14 protein-coding genes and 1 pseudogene are annotated in these 20,799 nt (G+C 72.6%); 5 read left to right on the forward strand and 10 right to left on the reverse strand.

Annotated elements, in window-relative coordinates:
- The first annotated feature begins 150 nt into the window (after positions 1–150).
- Together ACQPY0_RS20845 and fxsT (ACQPY0_RS20850) are read left to right on the forward strand one after the other, a co-directional pair.
- A complete protein-coding gene (locus ACQPY0_RS20845) occupies positions 151–1,374 on the forward strand; it encodes a TIR-like protein FxsC (RefSeq protein WP_432991307.1) in 1,224 nt (407 codons plus the stop codon).
- 9 nt (positions 1,375–1,383) lie between these two features.
- Positions 1,384–5,325 (forward strand): FxSxx-COOH system tetratricopeptide repeat protein, encoded by a 3,942-nt coding sequence (gene fxsT, locus ACQPY0_RS20850; protein ID WP_432991309.1) that lies wholly within the window; start codon positions 1,384–1,386, stop codon positions 5,323–5,325.
- Positions 5,326–5,476: 151 nt separating this feature from the next.
- On the opposite strand, the gene ACQPY0_RS20855 is transcribed toward fxsT (ACQPY0_RS20850), so the two are convergent.
- The 3 genes from ACQPY0_RS20855 to ACQPY0_RS20865 form a co-directional block, all read right to left on the reverse strand.
- Positions 5,477–5,683 carry a hypothetical protein gene (locus ACQPY0_RS20855; RefSeq protein ID WP_432991311.1) on the reverse strand — a complete coding sequence of 69 codons (207 nt, stop codon included), beginning with the start codon at positions 5,681–5,683 and terminating at the stop codon, positions 5,477–5,479.
- 183 nt (positions 5,684–5,866) lie between these two features.
- A complete protein-coding gene (locus tag ACQPY0_RS20860) occupies positions 5,867–7,642 on the reverse strand; it encodes an HEXXH motif domain-containing protein (protein WP_432991313.1) in 1,776 nt (591 codons plus the stop codon).
- Positions 7,639–8,745: an FxsB family cyclophane-forming radical SAM/SPASM peptide maturase gene (locus ACQPY0_RS20865; RefSeq protein WP_432991315.1), complete on the reverse strand. Its 1,107-nt coding sequence runs from the start codon at positions 8,743–8,745 to the stop codon at positions 7,639–7,641. Before ACQPY0_RS20865 ends, ACQPY0_RS20860 begins: the two co-directional genes overlap by 4 nt.
- A gap of 214 nt (positions 8,746–8,959) precedes the next feature.
- On the opposite strand from ACQPY0_RS20865, the gene ACQPY0_RS20870 reads away from it, so the two are divergent.
- Complete coding sequence (locus ACQPY0_RS20870) at positions 8,960–9,850, forward strand: alpha/beta fold hydrolase (RefSeq protein WP_432991317.1); 891 nt, start codon at positions 8,960–8,962, stop codon at positions 9,848–9,850.
- A 7-nt stretch (positions 9,851–9,857) separates the two neighbouring features.
- On the opposite strand, the gene fxsT (ACQPY0_RS20875) is transcribed toward ACQPY0_RS20870, so the two are convergent.
- A complete protein-coding gene (gene fxsT, locus ACQPY0_RS20875) occupies positions 9,858–13,007 on the reverse strand; it encodes an FxSxx-COOH system tetratricopeptide repeat protein (protein ID WP_432991319.1) in 3,150 nt (1,049 codons plus the stop codon).
- Between the two features lie 5 nt (positions 13,008–13,012).
- Positions 13,013–13,471 (reverse strand): annotated as a pseudogene (locus ACQPY0_RS20880) (tyrosine-protein kinase family protein); the annotation flags it as partial.
- 213 nt (positions 13,472–13,684) lie between these two features.
- Between ACQPY0_RS20880 and ACQPY0_RS20885 the strand changes: the two are divergent.
- A complete protein-coding gene (locus ACQPY0_RS20885) occupies positions 13,685–15,412 on the forward strand; it encodes a RyR domain-containing protein (protein WP_432991321.1) in 1,728 nt (575 codons plus the stop codon).
- A gap of 2 nt (positions 15,413–15,414) precedes the next feature.
- Complete coding sequence (locus ACQPY0_RS20890; RefSeq protein WP_432991323.1) at positions 15,415–15,906, forward strand: hypothetical protein; 492 nt, start codon at positions 15,415–15,417, stop codon at positions 15,904–15,906.
- Here the strand turns inward: ACQPY0_RS20890 and ACQPY0_RS20895 are convergent.
- The 5 genes from ACQPY0_RS20895 to ACQPY0_RS20915 are packed head-to-tail and all read right to left on the reverse strand — an operon-like array spanning position 15,903 to position 20,691.
- Entirely contained in the window at positions 15,903–16,490 is a 588-nt protein-coding gene (locus ACQPY0_RS20895; RefSeq protein WP_432991325.1) for a hypothetical protein, read from the reverse strand. The two genes, ACQPY0_RS20890 and ACQPY0_RS20895, sit on opposite strands and share 4 nt — an antisense overlap.
- Positions 16,491–16,495: 5 nt before the next feature.
- A complete protein-coding gene (locus ACQPY0_RS20900; RefSeq protein ID WP_432991327.1) occupies positions 16,496–17,344 on the reverse strand; it encodes a carbohydrate ABC transporter permease in 849 nt (282 codons plus the stop codon).
- On the reverse strand, positions 17,341–18,309 hold the full coding sequence (locus ACQPY0_RS20905; protein WP_432991329.1) for a carbohydrate ABC transporter permease: 969 nt from the start codon (positions 18,307–18,309) through the stop codon (positions 17,341–17,343). The genes ACQPY0_RS20900 and ACQPY0_RS20905 overlap by 4 nt, the downstream gene beginning before the upstream one ends.
- Before the next feature lie 13 nt (positions 18,310–18,322).
- Positions 18,323–19,618, reverse strand: a complete 1,296-nt coding sequence (locus ACQPY0_RS20910; RefSeq protein WP_432991331.1) for an ABC transporter substrate-binding protein — start codon at positions 19,616–19,618, stop codon at positions 18,323–18,325.
- Positions 19,582–20,691, reverse strand: a complete 1,110-nt coding sequence (locus ACQPY0_RS20915) for a LacI family DNA-binding transcriptional regulator (protein ID WP_432991333.1) — start codon at positions 20,689–20,691, stop codon at positions 19,582–19,584. Before ACQPY0_RS20915 ends, ACQPY0_RS20910 begins: the two co-directional genes overlap by 37 nt.
- Between the last annotated feature and the right edge of the window lie 108 nt (positions 20,692–20,799).

Genomic DNA, 20,799 nt, shown 5'->3' on the forward strand with positions numbered 1-20,799 from the left:
GCCCGCCGCCGCCGTGGCCGGAACGGGTCGCCGGTCAGGACGATTGTGTTCGCCCTCGCCGGTCATTCGATTCGGCGGGGGTGTCTGCTCGCATGTTGATCTATATAATGAACTCCTTGGGGGTCGAATTCGTATGCCCGCGGAGGACGTGTGCTGTACTTTTTTCTCAGCTACGCCCGCGGGCCCGACGACCTGTTCGTAAGACGCTTCTACAACGACCTGTGCAGTGAGGTGCGCGCCCACGCCGGCCTCGACCGCGACGCCGAGGTCGGCTTTCTGGACAATCACAACATTGAGCCCGGCGAGCACTGGCCGCAGGCCCTGGTGAATGCGATCGCCGAGTGTTCCTGCTTTCTGGCGCTGTATTCTCCGGCGTACTTCCTGAGTCAGCCCTGCGGCAAGGAATGGACGCTGTTCGATCTTCGCACGCGTGGCCCGTCCCCCGGCATCGGCACGTCGAATCACAACCTGATCCCGCTGGTGTGGATGCCGCCGCGGGAGCTGCCCGAGGTCGCCCGGGCCGTGCACTACGACCTGGACCTGCCCGAGGAGGACTACCGCCGCCGCGGGCTGCGGCAGCTGCTGCGCTTGAAGCGGATGCACGACGCCTACATCGAGTTTCTCGACACCGTCGCCGACCGGATCGTCACCGCCGCGGAGCGTCCCCCGCCGCCCGGCTCGACGCGCCTGGACTTCGACCGGCTGGAGAGCGCCTTCCACCCCACCCCGGCGGGGGCCGACCCCGCCGGCGAGCTGCCGCCCAGCTTCGGTCCCAGCCAGACCGTGCACTTCGTCATCGCCGCGCCGTCGGCGGCCGAGGCGGAGTCGATCGAGCGCGACGGCGGGTTCTACGGCGACGGGCCGCAGGACTGGGCGCCGTTCCGGCCGGTACGGCCGCAGCCGCTGCGGGAGTACGCCCAGCGGGTCGCCTCCGAGCTCGGGTTCGAGTCGCTGTTCACCGGCCTGAACCGGCTCGGCGACCGGATCAAGGTGGCCCAGCAGCACAACCACATCGTGGTGCTGCTCGTGGACCCGTGGAGCGTCGACATCGCCGCGCACCGGGAGCTGCTGGAGGCGTACGACCACCATCGCGAGCACGTCTCGGCGATGCTCGTCGTGATGAGCGCCGGCGACCTGCAGACCCAGGAGCACAGCGGCCGGCTCGTCGAGCTGATGCACACGACGCTGGGCAACAACGAGCGCCGCCTCGACGAGATGATGCTGCGCCGCAGCGTGATCACCGGGCCCTCGTTCGAGGCCGACCTCGCCGTCGTGCTCGCCGAGGCCCGCAACCGGCTGGTCGCCGAGGGCCGGGTCTTCCGCCGCCCGCCCCCGGGCCAGTACTCCCCGCGCCCAATTCTCGAAGGACCATAGGAGGCACGGATGACCGAGACAGGACAGGCCCGCGCGCCCGGGCGCATCGTGACCTTCTACTCGTACAAGGGCGGCTCCGGGCGCACGATGACGCTGGCCAACCTGGCCTGGATCCTCGCCAGCAACGGCAACCGGGTCCTCGCCGTGGACTGGGACCTGGAGTCGCCGGGCCTGCACCGATACTTCCACCCGTTCCTGCTCGACAAGGAGCTGCGCAACTCCCCGGGCGTGATCGAGATGCTCACCGGCTTCGTCGAGGCGGCGCTGCGGCCCGACCGCGACGACGACCTCGGATGGATCGACGAGCAGGCCCAGGTGCTCGACCACGCGGTGTCGCTGGACTGGGAGTTCCCGGACGGCGGCGGCATCGACCTGCTGCCCTCGGGCCGGCAGACGCGCTCGTACGCCGCCGCGGTGAGCACGTTCGACTGGCCGAGGTTCTACGACCGGCTGCCCGGCGCCGCGTTCATCGAGGCGCTGGCCCGCAACATGCGCGAGCACTACGACTACGTGCTCATCGACAGCCGCACCGGCCTGAGCGACGCGGCCGGGGTGTGCACCGTGCTGCTGCCCGACACCGTCGTCAACTGCTTCACCCTGAGCATCCAGAGCGTGGACGGCGCGGTCGCGGTCAGCGAGTCCATCCGCGCGCAGCGGCGGGGCCGGCCGATCCGGTTCCTGCCGGTGCTGATGCGGGTGGAGGACGCCGAGCAGGTGAAGCTGGACATCGGCCGCGACCACGCCCGCAAGCGGTTCCAGCCGTTCCTGGAGCACCACAGCCCCGACGAGACGAACCGGTACTGGGGCGACGTCGAGGTGCCGTACAAGCCGTACTTCGCCTACGAGGAGATCCTGGCGACCATCGCGGAGCGGCCCCGGCTGGAGACCTCACTGCTGGCCGCGTTCGAGCGGCTGACCGGCGTGCTCACCAACGGCGCGGTGCGGGAGATGCCGGCCATCGACGAGGCGAAGCGGCGGCACTGGCTCTTCGAGTTCGAGCGGCCCCGGCCCAGCGTCGCCTCCGACGTGCTGATCAGCTACGCGGCGGTGGACCGGATGTGGGCCGAGTGGATCCAGCAGCGGCTGGTCGGCGCGGGCATGGGCGTGGCCCTGCACGACATCGACTCCGTCACCGGGCAGCACTTCCCCACCGAGCTGGAGCGGCTGCTGTCCACCGTCGGGCGGACGCTGGTGCTGCTGTCCAGGGACTACGTCTCCTCGCCGCAGGCCCCGCTGCTGTGGCAGCTGCTGGACAGCCGGGCCGCCGGCGGGGCGCCCGCGGTGGTGCCGATCCGGCTGGACAGCACGCGGATCGCGGCGCCGTTCACCGGGCGGCTCCCCGTCGACCTGGCCAACCTGCCCCAGGAACGCGCCCATGAGGCGGTGCTCACGGCGGTCGGCGCCACCCTGCACACCAGCGGCCGGCCCTCGGACGCCGAGGAGACCAGCGGGCCGCGCTTTCCCGGCGTGCTGCCCCCGGTGTGGAACCTCCCGCAGCGCAACCCGGCCTTCACCGGCCGCCGCGACACCCTCGAGCAGCTGCGCGACCGGCTCTCGGCCAGCGTGACCACGGTCGTGCCGCAGGCCCTGTACGGCCTCGGCGGCGTCGGCAAGACGCAGGTGGCGATCGAGTACGCGTACCGCTTCGCCGCCGACTACGACCTGGTCTGGTGGATCTCCGCCGAGCAGGTCTCCCAGGTCCGCTCGGCCATGGGTGAGCTCGCGAAGGAGCTCAACCTGCAGGAGGCCGACACCCTCGGCGAGAGCGTGCGGATGGTCCGCGACGCGCTGCGCCAGGGCCGGCCGTCGCGGCGCTGGCTGCTCATCTTCGACAACATCGGCGACCCGGAGACCGTCCGCGAGTTCATCCCGCAGGGCTCCGGCCACGTGCTGCTGACCTCCCGCAACCAGGAGTGGGCCCAGGACGCCCACGTCGTGGAGATCACCACCTTCACCCGGGCCGAGAGCGTCACGTTCCTCACCCGCCGGGTGAACGGCCTGGCCGCCGGCGACGCGGAGGCGGTCGCGAACCGGCTCGGCGACCTGCCGCTGGCCATCGAACAGGCCGCGGCGTGGCTGTCGGAGACCGGCATGCCAGTGGCGCGATACCTGGAGCTGCTGGACACCCAGCCGCTGCGCATCCTGGCCGAGAACCCGCCGGTCGGCTACGAGCGGACCACCGCCGCGACCTGGCAGCTGTCGCTGGAGCAACTGCGCAAGCAGTCCCCGGCCGCGGCCAAGCTGCTGGAGATCTGTGCCTTCTTCGCGCCCGAGCCCATCCCGACCCGGCTGCTGTACACGCCCCGCTTCACCGAGCCGCTGCTGGCCTACGACCCGGCGCTGCACGACCCGATCCGGCAGGGCCGCCTGATCCGCCAGATCGGCCGGTTCTCCCTCGCCTCGGTCGACTCCGGCCAGACCGTCATGCAGATCCACCGCCTCGTGCAGGCCGTCATCCAGGGCAGCCTCACCGCGGAGGAGCGGGAGGAGAACCGCCGCCACGTCTACCAGGTGCTCGCCACCGCCGAGCGGGCCGACCCCGACGAGGTCGCGAGCTGGCCCGCGTACGCACGCCTGCTGCCCCACGTGCGCGGTTCCCAGGCCAACACCTCCGCCAATCCGTCCGTCCGCCTCTTCGTGGTGGACGTCGTACGCTACCTGTGGTCCCGCGGCGACTTCTCCAGCAGCCAGGAGCTCGCCGAGGAGACCGGCGCGCTCTGGCGGGCCGATCCGCGCATCGGCGAGGACCCGGTGACGCTGCTGCTCGACTTCCACCTCGGCAACGCCCTGCGCTCCCAGGCCGAGCTCGACCGCGCGCTGGAGATCGACCGGCGCGCCCTGGACATGCTCAAGGAGAAGGTCGAGGAGGAGGACGACCCGTACATCGTGATGACCGCCGGTGGCGTGGCCGCGGACCTGCGGGCCCTCGGGCGGTTCGAGGAGGCCCGGGCGCTGTCCGAGGAGACCTACGCCCGCGCCCAGCGCACCTTCGGCGACGACCACGACCGCACGCTCTCGGCCGCCAACAACCTGGCCGTGTCGCTGCGCCTGGTCGGGGACTTCAACGGCGCCGCGGCCTACGACGAGGACACCCTCGCCCGCCGCCGGCGCATCTTCGGCGACCGGCACCTCAACACGCTGCTGGCCGCGAACAACTACGCGCACGACCTGCGGGCCGTCGGCCGGTTCGGGGAGTCCCGCGAGCTGATGGAGGCGACCCTGCAGACGTACCGCAGCCTGCTCGGCGACTCGGCCCCGGCGACCCTGCGGGCGGCCAAGAACATGGCGGTCACCCTGCGCAAGCTCGGCGACATCCGCAGCGCCCGGCTGCTGACGGTCGACACCATGCAGCGCTACCGGGACCTGCACGGCGAGGAGCACCCCGACTCGCTGTCCTGCCTCATGAACGCCGCCTTCGAGGAGTCGGCGCTGGGCAACCTGGAGGAGGCCGAGCGCATCGCGCGGCAGGTGCTCAACGGCTACGAGAACCTCTACGACGAGCGGCACCCGTTCCGCCTGGCCGCGCTGAACAACCTGGCCATCTTCGCGCGGCTGAACCACCGCACCGACGATGCGCGGACGTTCTCCCAGCAGGCCTGCGACCTGTTCGAACGCGCACTCGGGGCGGATCACCCGTACACCCTGTCCAGCCGGATCAACCTGGCCAACGTGCTCTTCGACGAGGACGACCTGGCCGGTGCCCGCGAGATCGACGAGAGCGCGTGGCGCGCGTTCGAGCGGGTGCTGGGGGAGGACAACCCGGACACGCTGGCCGCCGCGGCCAACCTCGTGGTGAGCCGCCGGGCGACCGACGATCCGGAGCGCGCGGAGGAGCTGTACAAGGTCACGCTGGTGCGCAGCCGGCACCGGCTGGGCGACACCCACCCGAACACCCTGGCCATCCAGGGCGGTCGCCGGTTGAACTGCGACATCTCGCCGCCGCCGACGTAGGCCAGGCCCGTACGGCGAGGGGCCGGGGCGGCGGTCGACGTGCGACCGCGGCCCCGGCCCCTGTCCGTATATGCCCCGTCACCGCGGGCGGAAGCCCGGGTCTGGCTGGAGGAAACACGCACCCGTGGGTGCCGCCGGTGAGGTCAGTCGTTCAGAGAGCGGAGCTGAACGCGGAGACCGTGAGCAGGTCCCGCTTGCGCGGGTCGAACAACCGCCGCATGACGCTGTCCAGCGTGGCGGTCGTGGCCGCGTCGGGCTCCGACAACAGTGTCTCCAAGTGAACCGCCGCGAGATCCAGTAAGTCGTCCTGGACCTCGTCCACCGCGGCGACCGCGGCGACCGCGCCTGACTCAAGCATGCTTCCACCTACCATGGCTAAGGGTGACTGAGGATGGGGTGTGGTTCGCCGGCGTGGGCGCGGTCAGCATCCGCAAGGACGCGTAGTAAGCCTCTTTACAGGCTGGACCTGGCGCCGGTCGTGATGCGTCACGCCGGTGGGATGACTCAGCCGTCGGCAAGCGGAAACCACGGCGAAAGTATGTCATGGCAAGGCCATTTTTTTTACCAGCTCCGTGGCGGCGGCGTGATTGCCTGCGTGTTGCACCTTTAACACTGCATTCCGTAGTAACTCCGGGCGCGTGTGTAACAGCCGCGTGGCCAGGTCGGTTGGGTCCGAACGATCGTTTCGGCCCGCCGGCAGGGCCCGCGCCACGGCCAGCCCGATCCAGGCGTCGTCGTCGCGGGCGTCGGCGTCCAGGCGCGCCAGGCACGCCCGTTCGGCGCCGGCGGCGTCGCCGTTGAGGAGCATAACCCCAGCTGTGTCCGGGTCAGGGCCAGACGGCCCGACCGGGTCGGTCCGGCCGTCGAGCCACCGGTGCAGGTCGGCGAGGATGCCGGGGGCATCGGCCGGGCCGCGCACGGCGCCGGCCGCGATGGTGCCCCGTTCCGCGAACGTGGGTGGTGACGTGCCGAAACGCAGGGCGCTGATCGCTCGTTCAGTTTCTTCGTCGTCCGCGTGGGCATTGATCAGAAGCCAGCGCACCGATTGTGCGGTGACAAACAACCGCACCCGCGAGGCGATGACCGGGTCGACCGTTTCCGTCTCCCACCCGTCCAGAGTGTTGCGCAGGATCAAGGCGAATCTTTTCCCGATCGGGGTCAATTCACCGCTGTTGATCAGGGCGTCGAGGGCGATCCGGTTCATGGCGCGCCAGTAGGCGAACTGGGCGGCGGCGCGGCGGGTGTCGCCGTCCGGGCCGTGCCGGCGCATCCGCCAGTAGTCGGTGACGCCGGCGTGGGCGTAGATGCCCTGCAGCAGTGCCCCGGCCGGGCGCGGGTCGAGCCGCCACGGGGCGTGGAAGCCGGCGCGCGACGCGGGCCGGTCCCGCTCGACCAGGTCGACCAGGTCGAGCAGGGCGCCGAGCTTGGCGTGCATGTACTCGTGGATCAGCAGCAGCGCGAGGTCGGCCGCGGAGTCCGGGATCGACGCGCCGATCGCCCCGGCCGCGTGGCGGGAGGCCGCGCTGATCATCGTGCCGTTCTCGGGGGTGGCGAGCGGGACCATCGCCCGCAGACTGTGCCGCAGCCCCTCCGCGTGGCCGGGGTGGTGCCGCTCGATCAGCAGCCACGCCTCGCTCAGCAGCTTCTCCAGGTCCCGGGCGCGGGCCTCGGTCAGGTACGTCAGCGGCCGCCAGTCGTAGCAGTGCCGGTACGGGTCCAGATCCTCGATCGCCAGCCGCCCGCCGCCGGTGAGCGCGACGCAGCGCCGCGCTCGCCAGCCGGGGCCGTCGAGCGTCACGACGGTGCCGCCCGCGCCCGTGAACGTCACGGACGACGCGGTGCCGGTCGCGCGGGCCCGGCCCGGCCCGAGGCCGGCGGCGTTGCCCAGCCCGGGAATGCTCGCGGCGCCGTCGACCGTGGGCAGCTCGAGGTCGAAGTCGAGCCCGGCGGCGATCGCCGCGGCGGCCGCGTAGGAGGCGAGGTGGCCCAGCAGGTCGGACAGGTCCGCCTCGGCGCCCTTCTCGCGGTCGGCGAGCCGGTGCAGGCACAGCGTCGCCCACGCGTCCAGGTGCGGATGGGCGATCACCCCGGCCACGGCCGCCGCGTCGGCCTGCTCGGCCCGCACGATGAGCGCGGCGGCCTCGTCCAGCGCGGGCGCACAGGGCGTCGAGCGGGCCGCGCGCAGCACCATCGCGACGAGGGCCTTGCGCTTGGCGAGCTGGCCGGCCCCGAGCACGGCCATCGCGGCCGCGTCGCCGTAGCCGGAGGCGATCCCGGCGAACTGCTCGGCGCGCAGCTGCATCCGTTGCGTGTTCACTGATGGACCGCCGCCGGTCTGGTGAGGTCGGCGCGCACCCGGGCGCCGATGTGGTTGATGAGGGCGAGCAGATCGGTACAGTACACCGACGGGTTGTCGAAGCCGTTGGCCGCGGCGTAGCGGTGGGCGCGCAGCCCGCCCCCGCAGACCTTGACCACCGGGCACGATCGGCACTGCGCGGCGAGCCGGTAGGGTGCCGCCACAGCCAGATGGTCCAGCACCTCGTCAAGGCTCTGCCCGGCGACGCCGAGGCCGGTGGCCGGGCCGCCCGCGACGGTGGTCTTGAGCGCGTCGGACTGCTCGTAGGACCCGTCGGTCTCGACGGTGATGATGCCGGGCGCCTCGCCGCCGACGGTCTCGGTGGCGCTGGGCAGCCCGAAGAGGCGGGCGATGATCGACTCGAAGATCCGGATACGGGTCGGCTCGGGGCGGGAGTCGTACCACCGGTCGAAGACCCGGATGAGCCAGTCGCCGTAGGCCAGCGGCCGGTCGCGGTGCGGGGGCGGGGTGGTCCAGTTGCCGTGCGGCAGCAGCAGATCCACCTGCGGCGGGCGGAACGCGACCAGGGCCTCGAACACCTCGTCGGGATCGTTGTCGACGTCGATGGTGCACAGCAGCCCGCCGTAGACCGCGGCGTGCTCGGGGCGCATCAGCAGGCCGATGCCGGCCGCGATCCGGTCGTAGGAGCCGCGCCCGCCGGCGTAACGACGGTGCCGGTCGGTCGCCGCCCGGCCGCCGTCCACGCTGACCCCGACCCGGAGGCCGTACTCGTGGAACAACGCCAGGAACCGCTCGTCGAGCAGGATGCCGTTGGTCTGCATCGAGAAGCGGGCCGCCGGGAACGCGTCGCGGACGCTGCGCAGCACCGCGGCCACGCCGTCGTGCCCGGCCAGCAGCGGCTCGCCGCCGTGCAGGACCACCTGCAGCTCGCGCAGGTCATGGGCGCGCACGTGCTCGTCGATGCGGTGCGCGACCCGTTCGAGCGTGGCCGGGGCCATCGTCACCGGCCGGGTTCGCCAGCTCTGGTCGACGCTCTCGTACACATAGCAGTAATCGCAGCTCAGGTTGCATCGACTGTGGATCTTCAGGATCAGCTGGCGCATCGGCGGGCCCACGTGCTCCAATCTTGGGCTCGGGCCAACGGCTTGTCCAGAGAATGGGTCCATATCCCCTCGCCGATCCTGATGACGCGCGACGGAACCAGGCCGGCGGCGCTGCACTGGCCGCCGCAAGCGACGGGCTCGTATTCTTACGATCCTGCAACGGCGCACGAGAGTGGAAGCAACGCACGATCGAGGCGGTGCCCGGAGGCGACCCGTGTTCGAGCTTCTCGACCTGCCCGGCGGGCGCCGGATCGCGTACGAGGTCTCCGGCAAGCGCGACGGCCGGCCGGTCTTCCTGCACCACGGCACCCCGGGCAGCGGCGACGGGCCCAAGCCGCGGCACTCGATCCTCTACCGCCACGGGGTCCGGCTCATCGCCTACTGCCGGCCCGGCTACGGCGAGTCCGGCCGGCACCGCGGCCGCACCGTGGGCCAGGCCGCCGCCGACGTCGCCGCCCTGGCCGACGCGCTCGGCCTGGACACGTTCGCGGTGCTGGGCCGCTCGGGCGGCGGGCCGCACGCGCTGGCCTGCGCGGCGCTGCTGGCGGACCGGGTCACCCGGGTGGCCGCCCTGGTCAGCCTCGCCCCGCACGACGCCGTGGGGCTGGACTGGTACGGCGACATGGTCCCGTTCAACCGGCGCGCCTGGCGCGCGGCCGCGCTCGACGAAGAGCTCATCACCGAGCAGCTGCGGCTGCGGGTGCGCCGGGTGCAGGAGGACCCCAACCATCTGCTGAGCATGCTGCGCGAGGACATGCCGCCCGCGGACCTGCGCGTCGTGGAGGACATGACGATCGAGCGCCAGTTGCTGCGCACCTACGCGGTGGGGCTGGGCGGCGGGCCGTACGGCTGGATCGACGACCTGCTCGCGCTGCGCTCCGACTGGGGCTTCCGCCTCGACGCGATCCGCGCCCCGGTCCGGCTCTGGCACGGCGCCGACGACCGGTTCGCCCCCGTCGCGCACACCCGCTGGCTGGCCGAGCACATCCCCGGCGCGCAGCTGGAGATCGAGCACGGCATCGGCCACTTCGGCGCGCTGCGGGTCATGCCGCGCATGATCCGCTGGCTCACGGACACCGGGGCGACGCCGAGCGCCGCCGCGTGAACCGGGCTCAATAGGGGTCGATCGAGCTCAAGACATCGACTGTCGGATATGCGACATCCAGCGGTCCGGCCTCGGCCCGGCGCGTCTGCGGATGGTCCGCGCCCAGCGCCCGGCGCAGCCGCTCGGCGAGCTCACCCAGGCGCCGCTGCGCGTCTCGCCGGTCGTCGCGCCAGGCGTCCAGCAGCGCGAGGTTCACCGCCGCGACGAGCGCGTGCGGATGCCCGGGGGGCAGCGCCGCCGCCAGCTGCGCGGCGCTCGACGCGGTGAGCCGGTGGCCCTCGTCGTGCTCGCCGGCGGCCCAGGCGATCAGGGCGAGGTTGGCCCGGGCCACGATCGTGCGCGGGTGGGCGTCGCCGAGCAGGTCGCCGTAGCGGTCCACGACCCCGGTCAGCTCGGAGCGGGCCCGCTCGACGTGCCCGGTGGCCAGCAGCGTCAGCCCCCAGCTGTGCCGGCAGGCCAGCGTGTCCGGCCCGGCCGGCCCCGACGCCTCGGCGAAGTCCTCGTAGGCGCTCTCCAGCAGCGGCACCGACTCGGCGGCCCGGCCCCCGAGCCGCAGCGACACCGCCAGACTGGTCCGGACCTTCAATGCCGCCCGCGACCCGGCGCCGAAGGCCGCGGCGCAGGCCGGCTCCAGCTCGCGCAGCAGAGCGGCGGCCTGCGCGTAAAGGCCGGCGTCGCGCAGGTCGCGGCCCAGGTTGGAGGCGGCCCGCAGCGCCGCCGGGTGCGGGTTCGGCACCGGGAAGGGCCGGAAGACGCGCACCCGCTCGTCGCAGCGGCGGGCGTCGCGGTAGCGGCCCGCGGCCCGGTAGGCGGTGGCCAGGCCGCTGAGCGCGTTGAGGGTCTGGGTGTGCTCGGCGCCGACCACCCGGGACCAGGCCCGGTACGTCGCCTGCGCCAGGTGCAGCGCCTCGGTGTAGCGCCCGAGCGCCCGCAGGTCGGCCGCCAGCCGGTCGCGGGTCGCCAGGGTGGCGGGATGGTGGCGGCCGAGCACCTTCTCCTGCTCCCGGGCCACCTCCTCGTCCAGTTGCCACGCCTGCGCGTAGCGGCCCTGGTCGCGCAGGATGGCGGCGCGCACCCCGCGCAGGGCCAGCAACTGCCGCTCGTGCGCGGTGCCGGCCCACACCGCCTCCGCGCGCAGCGCGAGCCGCTCGCCGCGGGTCGTCTCGCCGGCGTGGCGCAGCCGGCGAATGCGGTCCACGACCAGGCCACGGACCGCCTCGTCGCCGCACTCCGCCGCCCCGGAGGTGGCCAGGTGCGGCCAGATCAGCTCGAACTGCGGCCACGTGCGGGGGTCGTCGACGTCGTGGCCCCGGCCCAGCCCGGCCAGCACGAGGTGCACCTGGTGGCGCGCCTCGCGCAGGTCCTCGTCGCTCATCCGCTCGCGGACCACGCGCTGCAGCAGCGGGTGCATGTGGATGCGCCCGCCGGGCAGATCGGGCCGCAGCAGGCCGAGCCGGCTGATCTGCTGCACCAGCGCGGCCGGCATCACGCGGTCGGCGACGGACTCGTCGTAGGGCTTGAGCACCTCGGCCATCGCGTCGCTGTACACGACGTCGGTGGCGGTGTCCGGGGCCAGCACCGAGAACAGCTGCAGCAGGCGGTGCGCGCCCGGCGACTGGGCCCGCAGCCGCTGCAGCGAGCGGTCCCAGACCTGCGCGACCCCCGGCAACCGCAGCGGCGTCCGTTCGATGCCGGCCAGGTAGCCGGCCACCGAGGCATCCGGCTCGCGCAGCGCCCCGGCCGCCGCGGCGAGTGCGAGCGGCAGGTCCCCGAGGGCCTCGCAGATCGCGTCGGCGTCGGCGGTGGGCAGGCCGGGCAGGTGCCGGCGGAGGTACACGATGCTCTCGTCGCGGCCGAAGACCGTCACCGGCACCGGGGCGAACCCGCCGCCCCACGACAGGTTGCGCGAGGTGATGAGCACCTGGCCGCCGCCCTGCGGCAGGAAGTGGCGCACCTGCTCGAAGTCGTCGGCGTCGTCGAGCACGATCAGCCAGCGGCGGTACGGCTCGCCCCGCCGCAGCGCGCCGAGCACCGCCCCCGCCGTCTCCCGGCTGCCGTGGCGCGGCGCGATGCCCAGGGCCCGGGCCAGCTCGGCGACGTCCTCGGCCAGGCGGTGGCAGTCCAGCCACCAGACCAGGTCGTAGGCGGTGCGGAACCGGTGCGCGTACTCCGCGGCCAGCGCCGACTTCCCGGCGCCGCCCAGGCCGTGCAGCACCACCGCGGCGGTCTGGCGCGGCCCGGCGTGCCCGTCCGGGCGCAGCCGGGCGCGCAGCCGCTCCAGCTCACCCGCCCGGCCGGTGAACCCGGCCGGGCGCCGCGGCGCGCGGAAGCGGGCCGGCTCGGTGCCGGGGTAGCGCAGGGTGCCGGCCGGGCCCGGCGGCTCGTCGTGGCCGACCAGGCGCAGCAGCGCGCGGGCCGCCTCGGCCTCGGGCAGGCCGTGCAGGCGGGCCGCGGCGTGCTCGGGAAAGGCGGGCAGGGCCCCGACGGCGTCGGTGTAGACGGCCAGCGGCGCGCGCCCGGGGCCCGCCCCGCCGGGCGGCGCTGCGCCTCGGCGGCCCCGGGGCCGTCGGAGATGACGAGCAGCTCCCGCGGCGCCCCGGCGGCCGGGCCGGGCCGGGCCGCGGAGGCCGCGGCGCCGAGGCCGACCGCCACGCCCGCGGCCGTGAGCGTCTCGGCGATCCACTCGGCCCACACGCGGTCCTCGGCGGCGTGGCGCAGCAGGACCCGGTCCTCGCGCGCGGCGGTCACGCGCAGGTAGTGCTCGGCGGCGCGGTACCGTACCCCCTCCTCCAGCGGCGGCAGCGCCTGCACCGCGCCGCCGGTGAGATACCACACCAGCCGCTCGTAGGCCCCGAGCAGCGAGTCCGGCTGCCCCGGCAGGTCGGTCAGGGTCGCGAGGATCTCCTCGTAGGCGTAGGCGGACTGGTACGGCACACGCACGTCGCGCCAGTACGCCTCCCGCTCGTCGTCGCTGAGCTCGCCGGGCAGCCCCGCCAGCCGCGCGCGGGCCGCCCGCCGGCCGGCCTCGGCCCGGACCCGGTCGGCCAGATCGACACGCATCGGCACCGGCAGCACCCGCGGCGGGCGCTCCGCCTCGCTGGTCGCCGCGATCGCGCGGGCCGTGCCCTCGATGCTCTTGCCGGACAGCGTGAAGCACGCCACCACCACGTCGGCCAGCTGGGCCAGGCAGATCTGGGCGAGGTCGCCGGTGCCGGGCGGGGAGTCGATCAGCGTGTAGTCGTAGCGCACGGCCATGTGCCGGCGCAGCGCGTCGAGGAACTCGCCGCCGCCCGCGCGGTAGAAGTCGTCCCAGTCCTGCCCGCCGAGGCCGCTGAGCGCGCCCGCGTAGTCCGCGTCCTGGCGCCCGGCCGGCAGGTAGTCGATGCCGCCGGCGAAGTGCGGCCAGTGCACCGGGACCGGCGGCGTGACCGCGAACGGGTCGACGGTGGCCCGCTCGAAGCGGCGGAACAGGTCGGTGACGCCGCCGGACTTCTCCAGCTCCGCGGCGTCGAGGAACGGGTGGAGGTATCGGTGCAGGCCCGGGGACTCCAGATCCCAGTCCACGACGAGCACCCGCAGCCCGGCGGCGGCCAGGATCCAGGCGACGTTGGCCGTCGCCATCGTGCGGCCCGTGCCACCGGCGAAGGAGTGGAACGTGACGACGCGACCTTCGGGCTGCTGCGGCACAGGTCGATCGTGCCCGATATCCCGCGGACGCCAAAGGGGTACGCCAAAAGATCTCAGTCATTGACACCTGTTAGTGACGGACCGATTACCGCATACTGGAAGGTCCAGTCTGGTGGTGCGGCGGCGAAGCGGGGGTGCGGGGTGGCGGTGCCGGAGCTGAGCGGCGCCAGGCCGGGCGTGACCATCCTGCGCACGACGTTCGTTGTCGTCGGGGTGCTCGCCCTGGTGCTCGGGCTCATCGGCATGCGGAAGCTCCCGCCGGAGCGCGACTGGTTCGACACCTGGTACTACACGCTGCAGCTCTTCGTTCTGGGCTCCGACCCGCTGCAGGAGCCCACGGCGGCGCTGTCGTGGCAGCTGCAGTGCGCCCGGTTCCTGGCCCCGCTGTTCACGCTGGCCACCGTGGTGGAGACCGGCCGCGTGCTGCTCGCCGGTGAGGTCCGCAAGCTGCGCTCGCGCACCGCCCGCCGGCACGCGGTCGTCTGCGGCGACACCCCGTTCGCCGAGGCCCTCGCCCAGCAGCTCTTCGCCGCCGGCCGGCGGGTCGTGGTGGTGCGGGCCGCGCCGTTCGGGCCGCTGGAGCTGCGTCACCGCCGCCTGCTCGGCGTCTTCGGCGACGCGCGCTCGCCCGAGGTGCTGCGCGCCGCGGGCCTGCGCCGGGCGCGTTACCTCTACGTCTGCAGCGACGACGACCAGTTCAACCACGCGGTCTCGGTGACCGCCGGCACCGCCCTGCAGCTGCGCCGGACCTCGCCGTGGATCTACGTGCGGCTCAACCGCCAGCAGACGTGCCACCTGCTGCAGGCGCGCCGGCTCGGCGCGGCCGGGTCCAACCGGTTCCGGCTGGACTACTTCCACGTCGACGACGTCGCCGCGCGGATGCTGTACCTGCGCCATCCGCTGCCCGTACCGGCCCCCGGCGGCCCGCCGGCGCGGCTGCTCATCTCCGGCGACGGCTCGTTCCCCCGGGTGCTGCTGGTCGAGACCGCGCGCTACTGGCGCTCCGTCGGCGGCCACCCCGACCAGCTGCACATCGACGTGATCGGCGCGGACGCCGGGCGGACCCTGGCCACGCTGCTGGCCCGCTTCCCGTTCCTGGACTCGGTCTGCCGCGTCCGCGCGTACAACGAGCTGCTGGACACCTGGCTGCCGCGGATCAGCCGGCCGGCCCGCTACGACCGCATCTACCTGTGCCACCGCGACGAGGGGCGGATGCTCGACCTCGCGCTGGAGAGCACGGAGCTGTGGCAGGCGGTCGGCGAGGCCGTGTTCGTCGCCGCCTACGAGGCCTCCGCGCTGGCCGATGCCTTCCACGGCGGTGAGCACAACGACCTGCTCGACGAGGTCGGCGGGAAGCTGCAGGTGTACCCGATCATCGCCCGCGCCTGCGACCCGCAGCTGATCGCCGACGACCTCACCGAGCGGCTGGCCCGCCGGTTCCACCAGCGTTACCTGGACACGGCCCGCGGCAGCGCGAGCCCGGCCAGCGCCGTGGCCTGGGCCGAGCTGTCGGAGTCGATGCGCAACGCCAACCGCGCGCAGGTGCAGGGGATCGCGGCCAAGATGCGGGCACTGGGCTGCGTCATCGCGGTGCGCAACGGCGAGGACGGGCTCATCACCGAGCGGGAGCTGGAGGTCCTTGCCGAGCTCGAGCATCGGCGGTGGTGCGACGAGCGGACCTCGCGCGGGTGGCGGCACGGGCCGGCGCGCGACGAGCGCCGGCGGCGGCACCCGGATCTGGTGGCCTGGGGTGAGCTCGGCGAGCCCGGGCGGGAGAAGGCGCGCGACGCGGTACGGTACATGACGCAGATACTCGCCGACGAAGGGTTCACCATCGTGCGGCTGCACGAGCCGGTCCGGGTGACGGCGGCCTAGCCGTGCGGGTCGGGATCACGGGGCACACGAACCTCACCGACGGCGGCGCGGCGGTCATCTACTCGGCGCTCGTGCGGCATCTGCGCGCGCTCGGCGAGCAGGTCGCCGGCGGCGAGCAGATCATCGGGGTCACCTGCCTGGCCGACGGGGCCGATCAGCTCTTCGCGCGCGCGGTGATCGAGGTCGGCGGCACCTACGAGGTCGTCCTGCCCGCCCCCGACTACCGCGGCGTGGTGCCGCCGGAGCGGCGCGCCGAGTTCGACGCGCTGCTCGCCGGGGCGCGCTCGGTGCTGGCGAGCGGGGAGGGGCACTCGGGCGTGCGGGCGTACGTGGCCGCCAACCGCATCATGCTCGACCGGGTCGACCGGCTCGTCGCGGTCTGGGACGGCCACGAGAGGCTCGACCCCGGCGGGACCTCGGACGTGATCACCCTGGCGCGGGACCGGGCGCTGCCCATGACCGTGATCTGGCCCGCCGGGGCCGAGCGGGGTTAAGCCGGTTCCGCGGACCTGACGAAGCGCGCACAGACCGCGTGGGCGCCGTAGAGGGCGTAGCCGACCAGCAGGGGCGTGGTCACCGGGACGAAGGCCGCAAGCGCGGCGGCGACGGCCGGCACCCCGGCCACCGCCGCCGCCGCGCCCGGTTGCCGCCATGCCGTGCGACCGGCCCAGCGCAGGGCGTCGCGCCAGCCGGACGGGGACGTGTCCCTTCCCAGCCGTACGACGCCGAGCATGCCGATCGCCAGGAGGATGGCGGCCGCGGCGACGGTGCCGGCCAGTGCGGGCGACCCGCCCGGGACCCGACCGGCGGCGACCGCGCCGACGTTGAACACCAGCAGGAGCGCGCAGCCGGCCGCGGCGGCGGTGGCGAGCGCGCCGCGCAGCAGCGAGGCGGCGAAGAGCCGGCCCATCGCGCGGAGGTCCACCTTCTCGCCGATCGCGATGGCGTGGACCGCCGACGAGCCCGTGCGCAGGGCGGCGCCGGCCGTCACCAGCGGTACCGATGCGATGGTCACGGCGATGCCGACCAGCGCGACGTCCGCGGCCACCGTGATGGTCTCCTGCCAGTCTCGTTTCATCGCGCCTACCCCTTCAGGCCCGAAGTGTTGATGCCCTCGACGAGCATGCGCTGGAACGCCAGGAAGAACAGGAAGACGGGCACCAGCGACAGCACCGACATCGCGAACATCGGTCCGACGGAGACCTGGCCCGAGGAGTCGATGAACGCGCGCAGCGCGACCGGCACGGTGTTCTTCGTGGTCTCCGAGACGTACACCAGCTGGCGGAAGAAGTCGTTCCACGTCCAGATGAACGAGAAGATCGCCGTGGTCACCAGCGCGGGGCGGCTCAGCGGCAGGATCACGCTGCGGAACACCCCGAACGGCGAGCAGCCGTCGATCTTCGCGGCCTCGTCCAGCTCGCGGGGGATGCCGCGCATGAACTGGACCATGAGGAAGACGAAGAACGCCTCCGTGGCCAGGAAGTGCGGCACGACCAGCGGCAGGTACGGGAACTCACCGCCGACCAGGCCCAGCTGCCGGAACAGGATGAACTGCGGGACGATGAGCACGTGGCCGGGCAGCAGCAGCGTGCCGATCATGACCGTGAACCACAGCTTGCGCCCGCGGAAGCGCAGGCGGGCGAAGGCGTAGGCGGCCAGCAGGCAGGACAGCGCGTTGCCGGCCACGACCAGCAGGGCGACCAGCGTGCTGTTGAGGAAGAACCGGCCGAAGGTGACCTGGACACTGCGGAAGTGCTTCCAGCCGTCGGGGTAGTTGCCGGGCGTCCAGCTCCGCGGCCAGATGGAGACGTTGGACAGCACCTCCTCCTGGCTCTTGAACGAGCTGCCGAGCATCCACGCCAGCGGGTACAGGATGATCGCGAGGATGGCGAGGATGACCACGAGCCGCAGGCCCTGCTTCGCGACTGTCATCGCTCGTCCCCTCCGTCGGAGTAGTGCACCCAGAAGCGGCCGGTGCTGAACAGCACGACCGTCAGCAGGCCGATGGCGGCCAGGAACACCCACGCGAGTGCCGAGGCGTAGCCCATCTCGTAGTCGGCGAAGCCCTTGACGTACAGGTAGAGCGTGTACATCAGGGTGGAGTCCACGGGCCCGCCGGTGCCGCCGGAGATGACGAACGCCGAGGTGAAGCCCTGGAAGCCGTGGATGGTCTCGAGCACCAGGTTGAAGAAGATGACCGGCGACATCATCGGCATCGTCACCGACCAGAACTTGCGCCAGGGGCCGGCGCCGTCGACCGAGGCGGCCTCGTAGAGCTCGGCCGGGACCTGCTTGAGGCCGGCCAGGAAGATGACCATCGGCGCGCCGAACTGCCAGACCGCGAGCAGGATCAGGGTGCCCAGGGCCCAGTCGGGGTCGTTGACCCAGCCCTCGCCGCCGATGCCGAACAGGCCCAGCAGGCGGTTGAAGGAGCCGTCGCGGTTGAACATCGAGTACCACACGTAGCCCAGCGCCACGCTGCCGCCCAGCAGGGAGGGCAGGTAGAACAGGCCGCGGAAGAACCCGACGCCGCGCGTCTCGCGGTTGAGCAGCAGGGCCACGCCGAACGCGGCCGCGAGCTTCAGCGGGATCGCGATGACGCCGAAGAGCACGGTCACCTTCACCGCGTGCCAGAACGCGGGGTCCTCGGTGAACATGCGCGTGTAGTTGTCGAAGCCGACGAAGTGCAGCTCCGAGAAGTCGGACAGGATGTCGTAGTCGGTGAAGCTCAGCAGCAGCGAGCCCAGCATCGGCAGGGCCGTGAAGCCCGCGAAGCCGAGCAGCCAGGGGGCGAGGAAGACGTAGCCGGCGCGGCCCTCACGGCGGACCCCCCGCCCGGGCCCGTGCGGGACCCGGACGGAGTGTCGCGTCGGCCGTTGCGTCGTGGTGAGCGCCACTGGAAGGGGTTCCCTACTTGGAGATGGCCGTCTTTACGGCGGTGACGAACGCCTCGGCGGCCTGAGTGGAGGACGCCTTGCCGGTCTGCACCGACTCCCCGGCCTTGACGAGCTCCGAGCGCAGGGTGCTGTGGCCCTTGAGCGGCACCTGCGGCGACGGGCCGAAGGTCTTGCCGAGGGAGTTCTCGACGTCGATCGAGGTCTTCATCGCCTTGTCGGTGACGCTGCCCTCGACGGCGGTGCGCACGTCCAGGTTGGACGGCAGGCCGCGGTCGGTGCCGAGGACCTTGCCGGCCTCGGGGTCGTTGGCCAGGAAGTTGATGACGTCGACCGCCACGTCCTTCTTGTCGCTGCCGCGGTACACCGAGAAGTACATCGAGGCGCGCGCCCACTGGGCCTTCGGGTCGCCGGGGTACGCCACGACGCCGAGCTCGTCCTTGGTGTTCTTCTGCAGCTCCGGCAGCTGGTTGACCCACACCCACGAGGTAAGGGCTTTCCCGGTGACCACGAGTTGCTTGGTGATGTCGGTGGCGTTGCCCTCCCGGATCACGTCCGGTGGCGGCGTCGCGCCCTTGTCCCGGGCGCTCTTCCACAGGTCGAACCAGGCGGTCACGTCCTGGGCGGTGAAGCCGAGCTCCTTGCCCTTGTACAGGTCCTTGCCCTGCTGGCGCAGCCACACCCAGAACGCCTTGTAGTCCGCGCTCGGGTCCTGCGTGCCGGCCGTCTTCGTGGCCGCGCCGGCCGCCTGGGCCCAGGTGATGAACTGCTCCCAGGACATTCCCGTTTTCGGAGGTTCGATACCCGCGGCTCGCAGCCTGGTCTGGTTGAAGACCAGGCCCTGGGTGTTCTCGCCGAACGCGACGCCGGCGAGCACGCCGTCGACCTCGCCGTACTTCCAGAGGCTCTCCGGGAACTTCGAGGTGTCGAGCTTGCCGGACTTCTGGTACGGGCTCAGGTCGAGCGTGACCTTGCGCGAGGCGTATTCGGTCAGGTAGTTGTCGTCGATCTGGAAGATGTCGGGTGCGGCGTTGCCGGCCGTGAGCGTGGCCAGCTTGTCGAAGTAGCCCTGGTTGGCCTGCCACGTGGTCTTGAACGTGACGTTGGGGTGCTTGGCCGTGTAGAGCTTGAGCGCGTCCTCGGTGAGCTTGGCGCGGGCGTCGCCGCCCCACCAGAAGAACGACAGCTCGACCGGCTTGGTGGAGTCGGCCAAGGGGGAGGACCCGGCGTCGTCACCGCACGCGGCGAGGGGGACCAGCAGGGCGGCCGCTGCGGCTACGGCGAGCAGCCGGCGGCGGGGTGTTCCGGACATGGGGAGTCACTCCTAGGCACGGTGCGGTGTGGGTCGGCCAGAAGGATGGTGCGGTGTGGGTCGGCCAGGAGGTCGGCCGCGACCGAAGGGGTTGTCACCGGAGCGGGGCCGGTCGAGTCGCGGATGACCAGTTGGGTCTGGAGCGTGACGAGTGCGGTTGAGCGGTGGTCTTCGTCGTGGTGCAACAGCATGTCCACGGCCGCCCGGCCGGCGGCCGCGGTCGGTGTCGCCACGGTGGTGAGCTTCGGGCGCACGAGCCGGCTGAGCATGATGTCGTCGATGCCGACGACGCTGAGTTCCTCCGGCACGCTCACACCCCGCTCGTGCAGGGCCTCGAGCAGGCCGATCGCCATGAGGTCGTTGTAGGCCAGCACGGCGGTCGCCCCCGTGGCCAGCAGTGCCTCGCAGGCGGCCGATCCGGCCGCCTCCGTGGGCTGGTAAGGGCCCAGGACCGTGAGCGTGGCGCCCGCCGCCTTGGCCGTGGCGGTGGCGCAGCGGCGGATCTCCCGGTTGGTCCACGACCCGCGCGGCCCGCCCAGCAGGGCGATGTCGCGGTGGCCGAGGGAAACCAGGTGTTCGATCGCGGCCCGGGCGCCGCTGGCGACGTCCATGACGACCGCGGGCAGCCCCTCGACGGGCCGGTTGACCACGACGAGAGGCACCTCCTTGCGGAGCTTCTCGATCAGGTCGTTGCTCATGCGCGGGCTGCACAGCAGCACGCCGTCGACCTGCTTGGCGAGGGCGTGGACGAGCTGCTCCTCGACCACGGGGTCCTCGTTGGTGTCGGCGACGAACAGGTGGTAGTCGCGCTGGCGCGACTGGGACTCGGCGGCCTTGATGAGCGGGGGGAAGAACGGGTTGGCGATGTCCGCGACGATCAGGCCGATGTTGTGGGTGCGTCCGGTGATCAGGGCGCGGGCGGCACGGTTGGGCCGGTAGCCGAGGCTCTCCGCGGTGGACAGCACCCGGCTGCGCGTCTCGGGGTTGACCAGATGCGGCGCCGAGAACGTGCGGGACACGGTGGAGACATGGACGCCGGAGGCGCGGGCGACATCTCGGATCGTGGCGGGCACGCTGCAGTTCCTCTCGGACGGACCGTCGCGCGGCGACCCGGCCGGGCGACCGGGGAGCGGGTCGACCACGGGCGGGTGACCTGGGTCACCGCTCGGTGCAGCCAATTA

This window comes from Dactylosporangium sp. CA-233914, assembly GCF_050942935.1.
Taxonomy (GTDB): domain Bacteria; phylum Actinomycetota; class Actinomycetes; order Mycobacteriales; family Micromonosporaceae; genus Dactylosporangium.

Coding starts and splice junctions, on each gene's coding strand:
- ACQPY0_RS20895 (WP_432991325.1), bottom strand. CDS start 16,490: ATGAAACGAGACTGGCAGGAGACCATCACGGTGGCCGCGGACGTCGCG.
- fxsT (WP_432991309.1), top strand. CDS start 1,384: ATGACCGAGACAGGACAGGCCCGCGCGCCCGGGCGCATCGTGACCTTC.
- ACQPY0_RS20900 (WP_432991327.1), bottom strand. CDS start 17,344: ATGACAGTCGCGAAGCAGGGCCTGCGGCTCGTGGTCATCCTCGCCATC.
- ACQPY0_RS20865 (WP_432991315.1), bottom strand. CDS start 8,745: ATGCGCCAGCTGATCCTGAAGATCCACAGTCGATGCAACCTGAGCTGC.
- ACQPY0_RS20910 (WP_432991331.1), bottom strand. CDS start 19,618: ATGTCCGGAACACCCCGCCGCCGGCTGCTCGCCGTAGCCGCAGCGGCC.
- ACQPY0_RS20855 (WP_432991311.1), bottom strand. CDS start 5,683: ATGCTTGAGTCAGGCGCGGTCGCCGCGGTCGCCGCGGTGGACGAGGTC.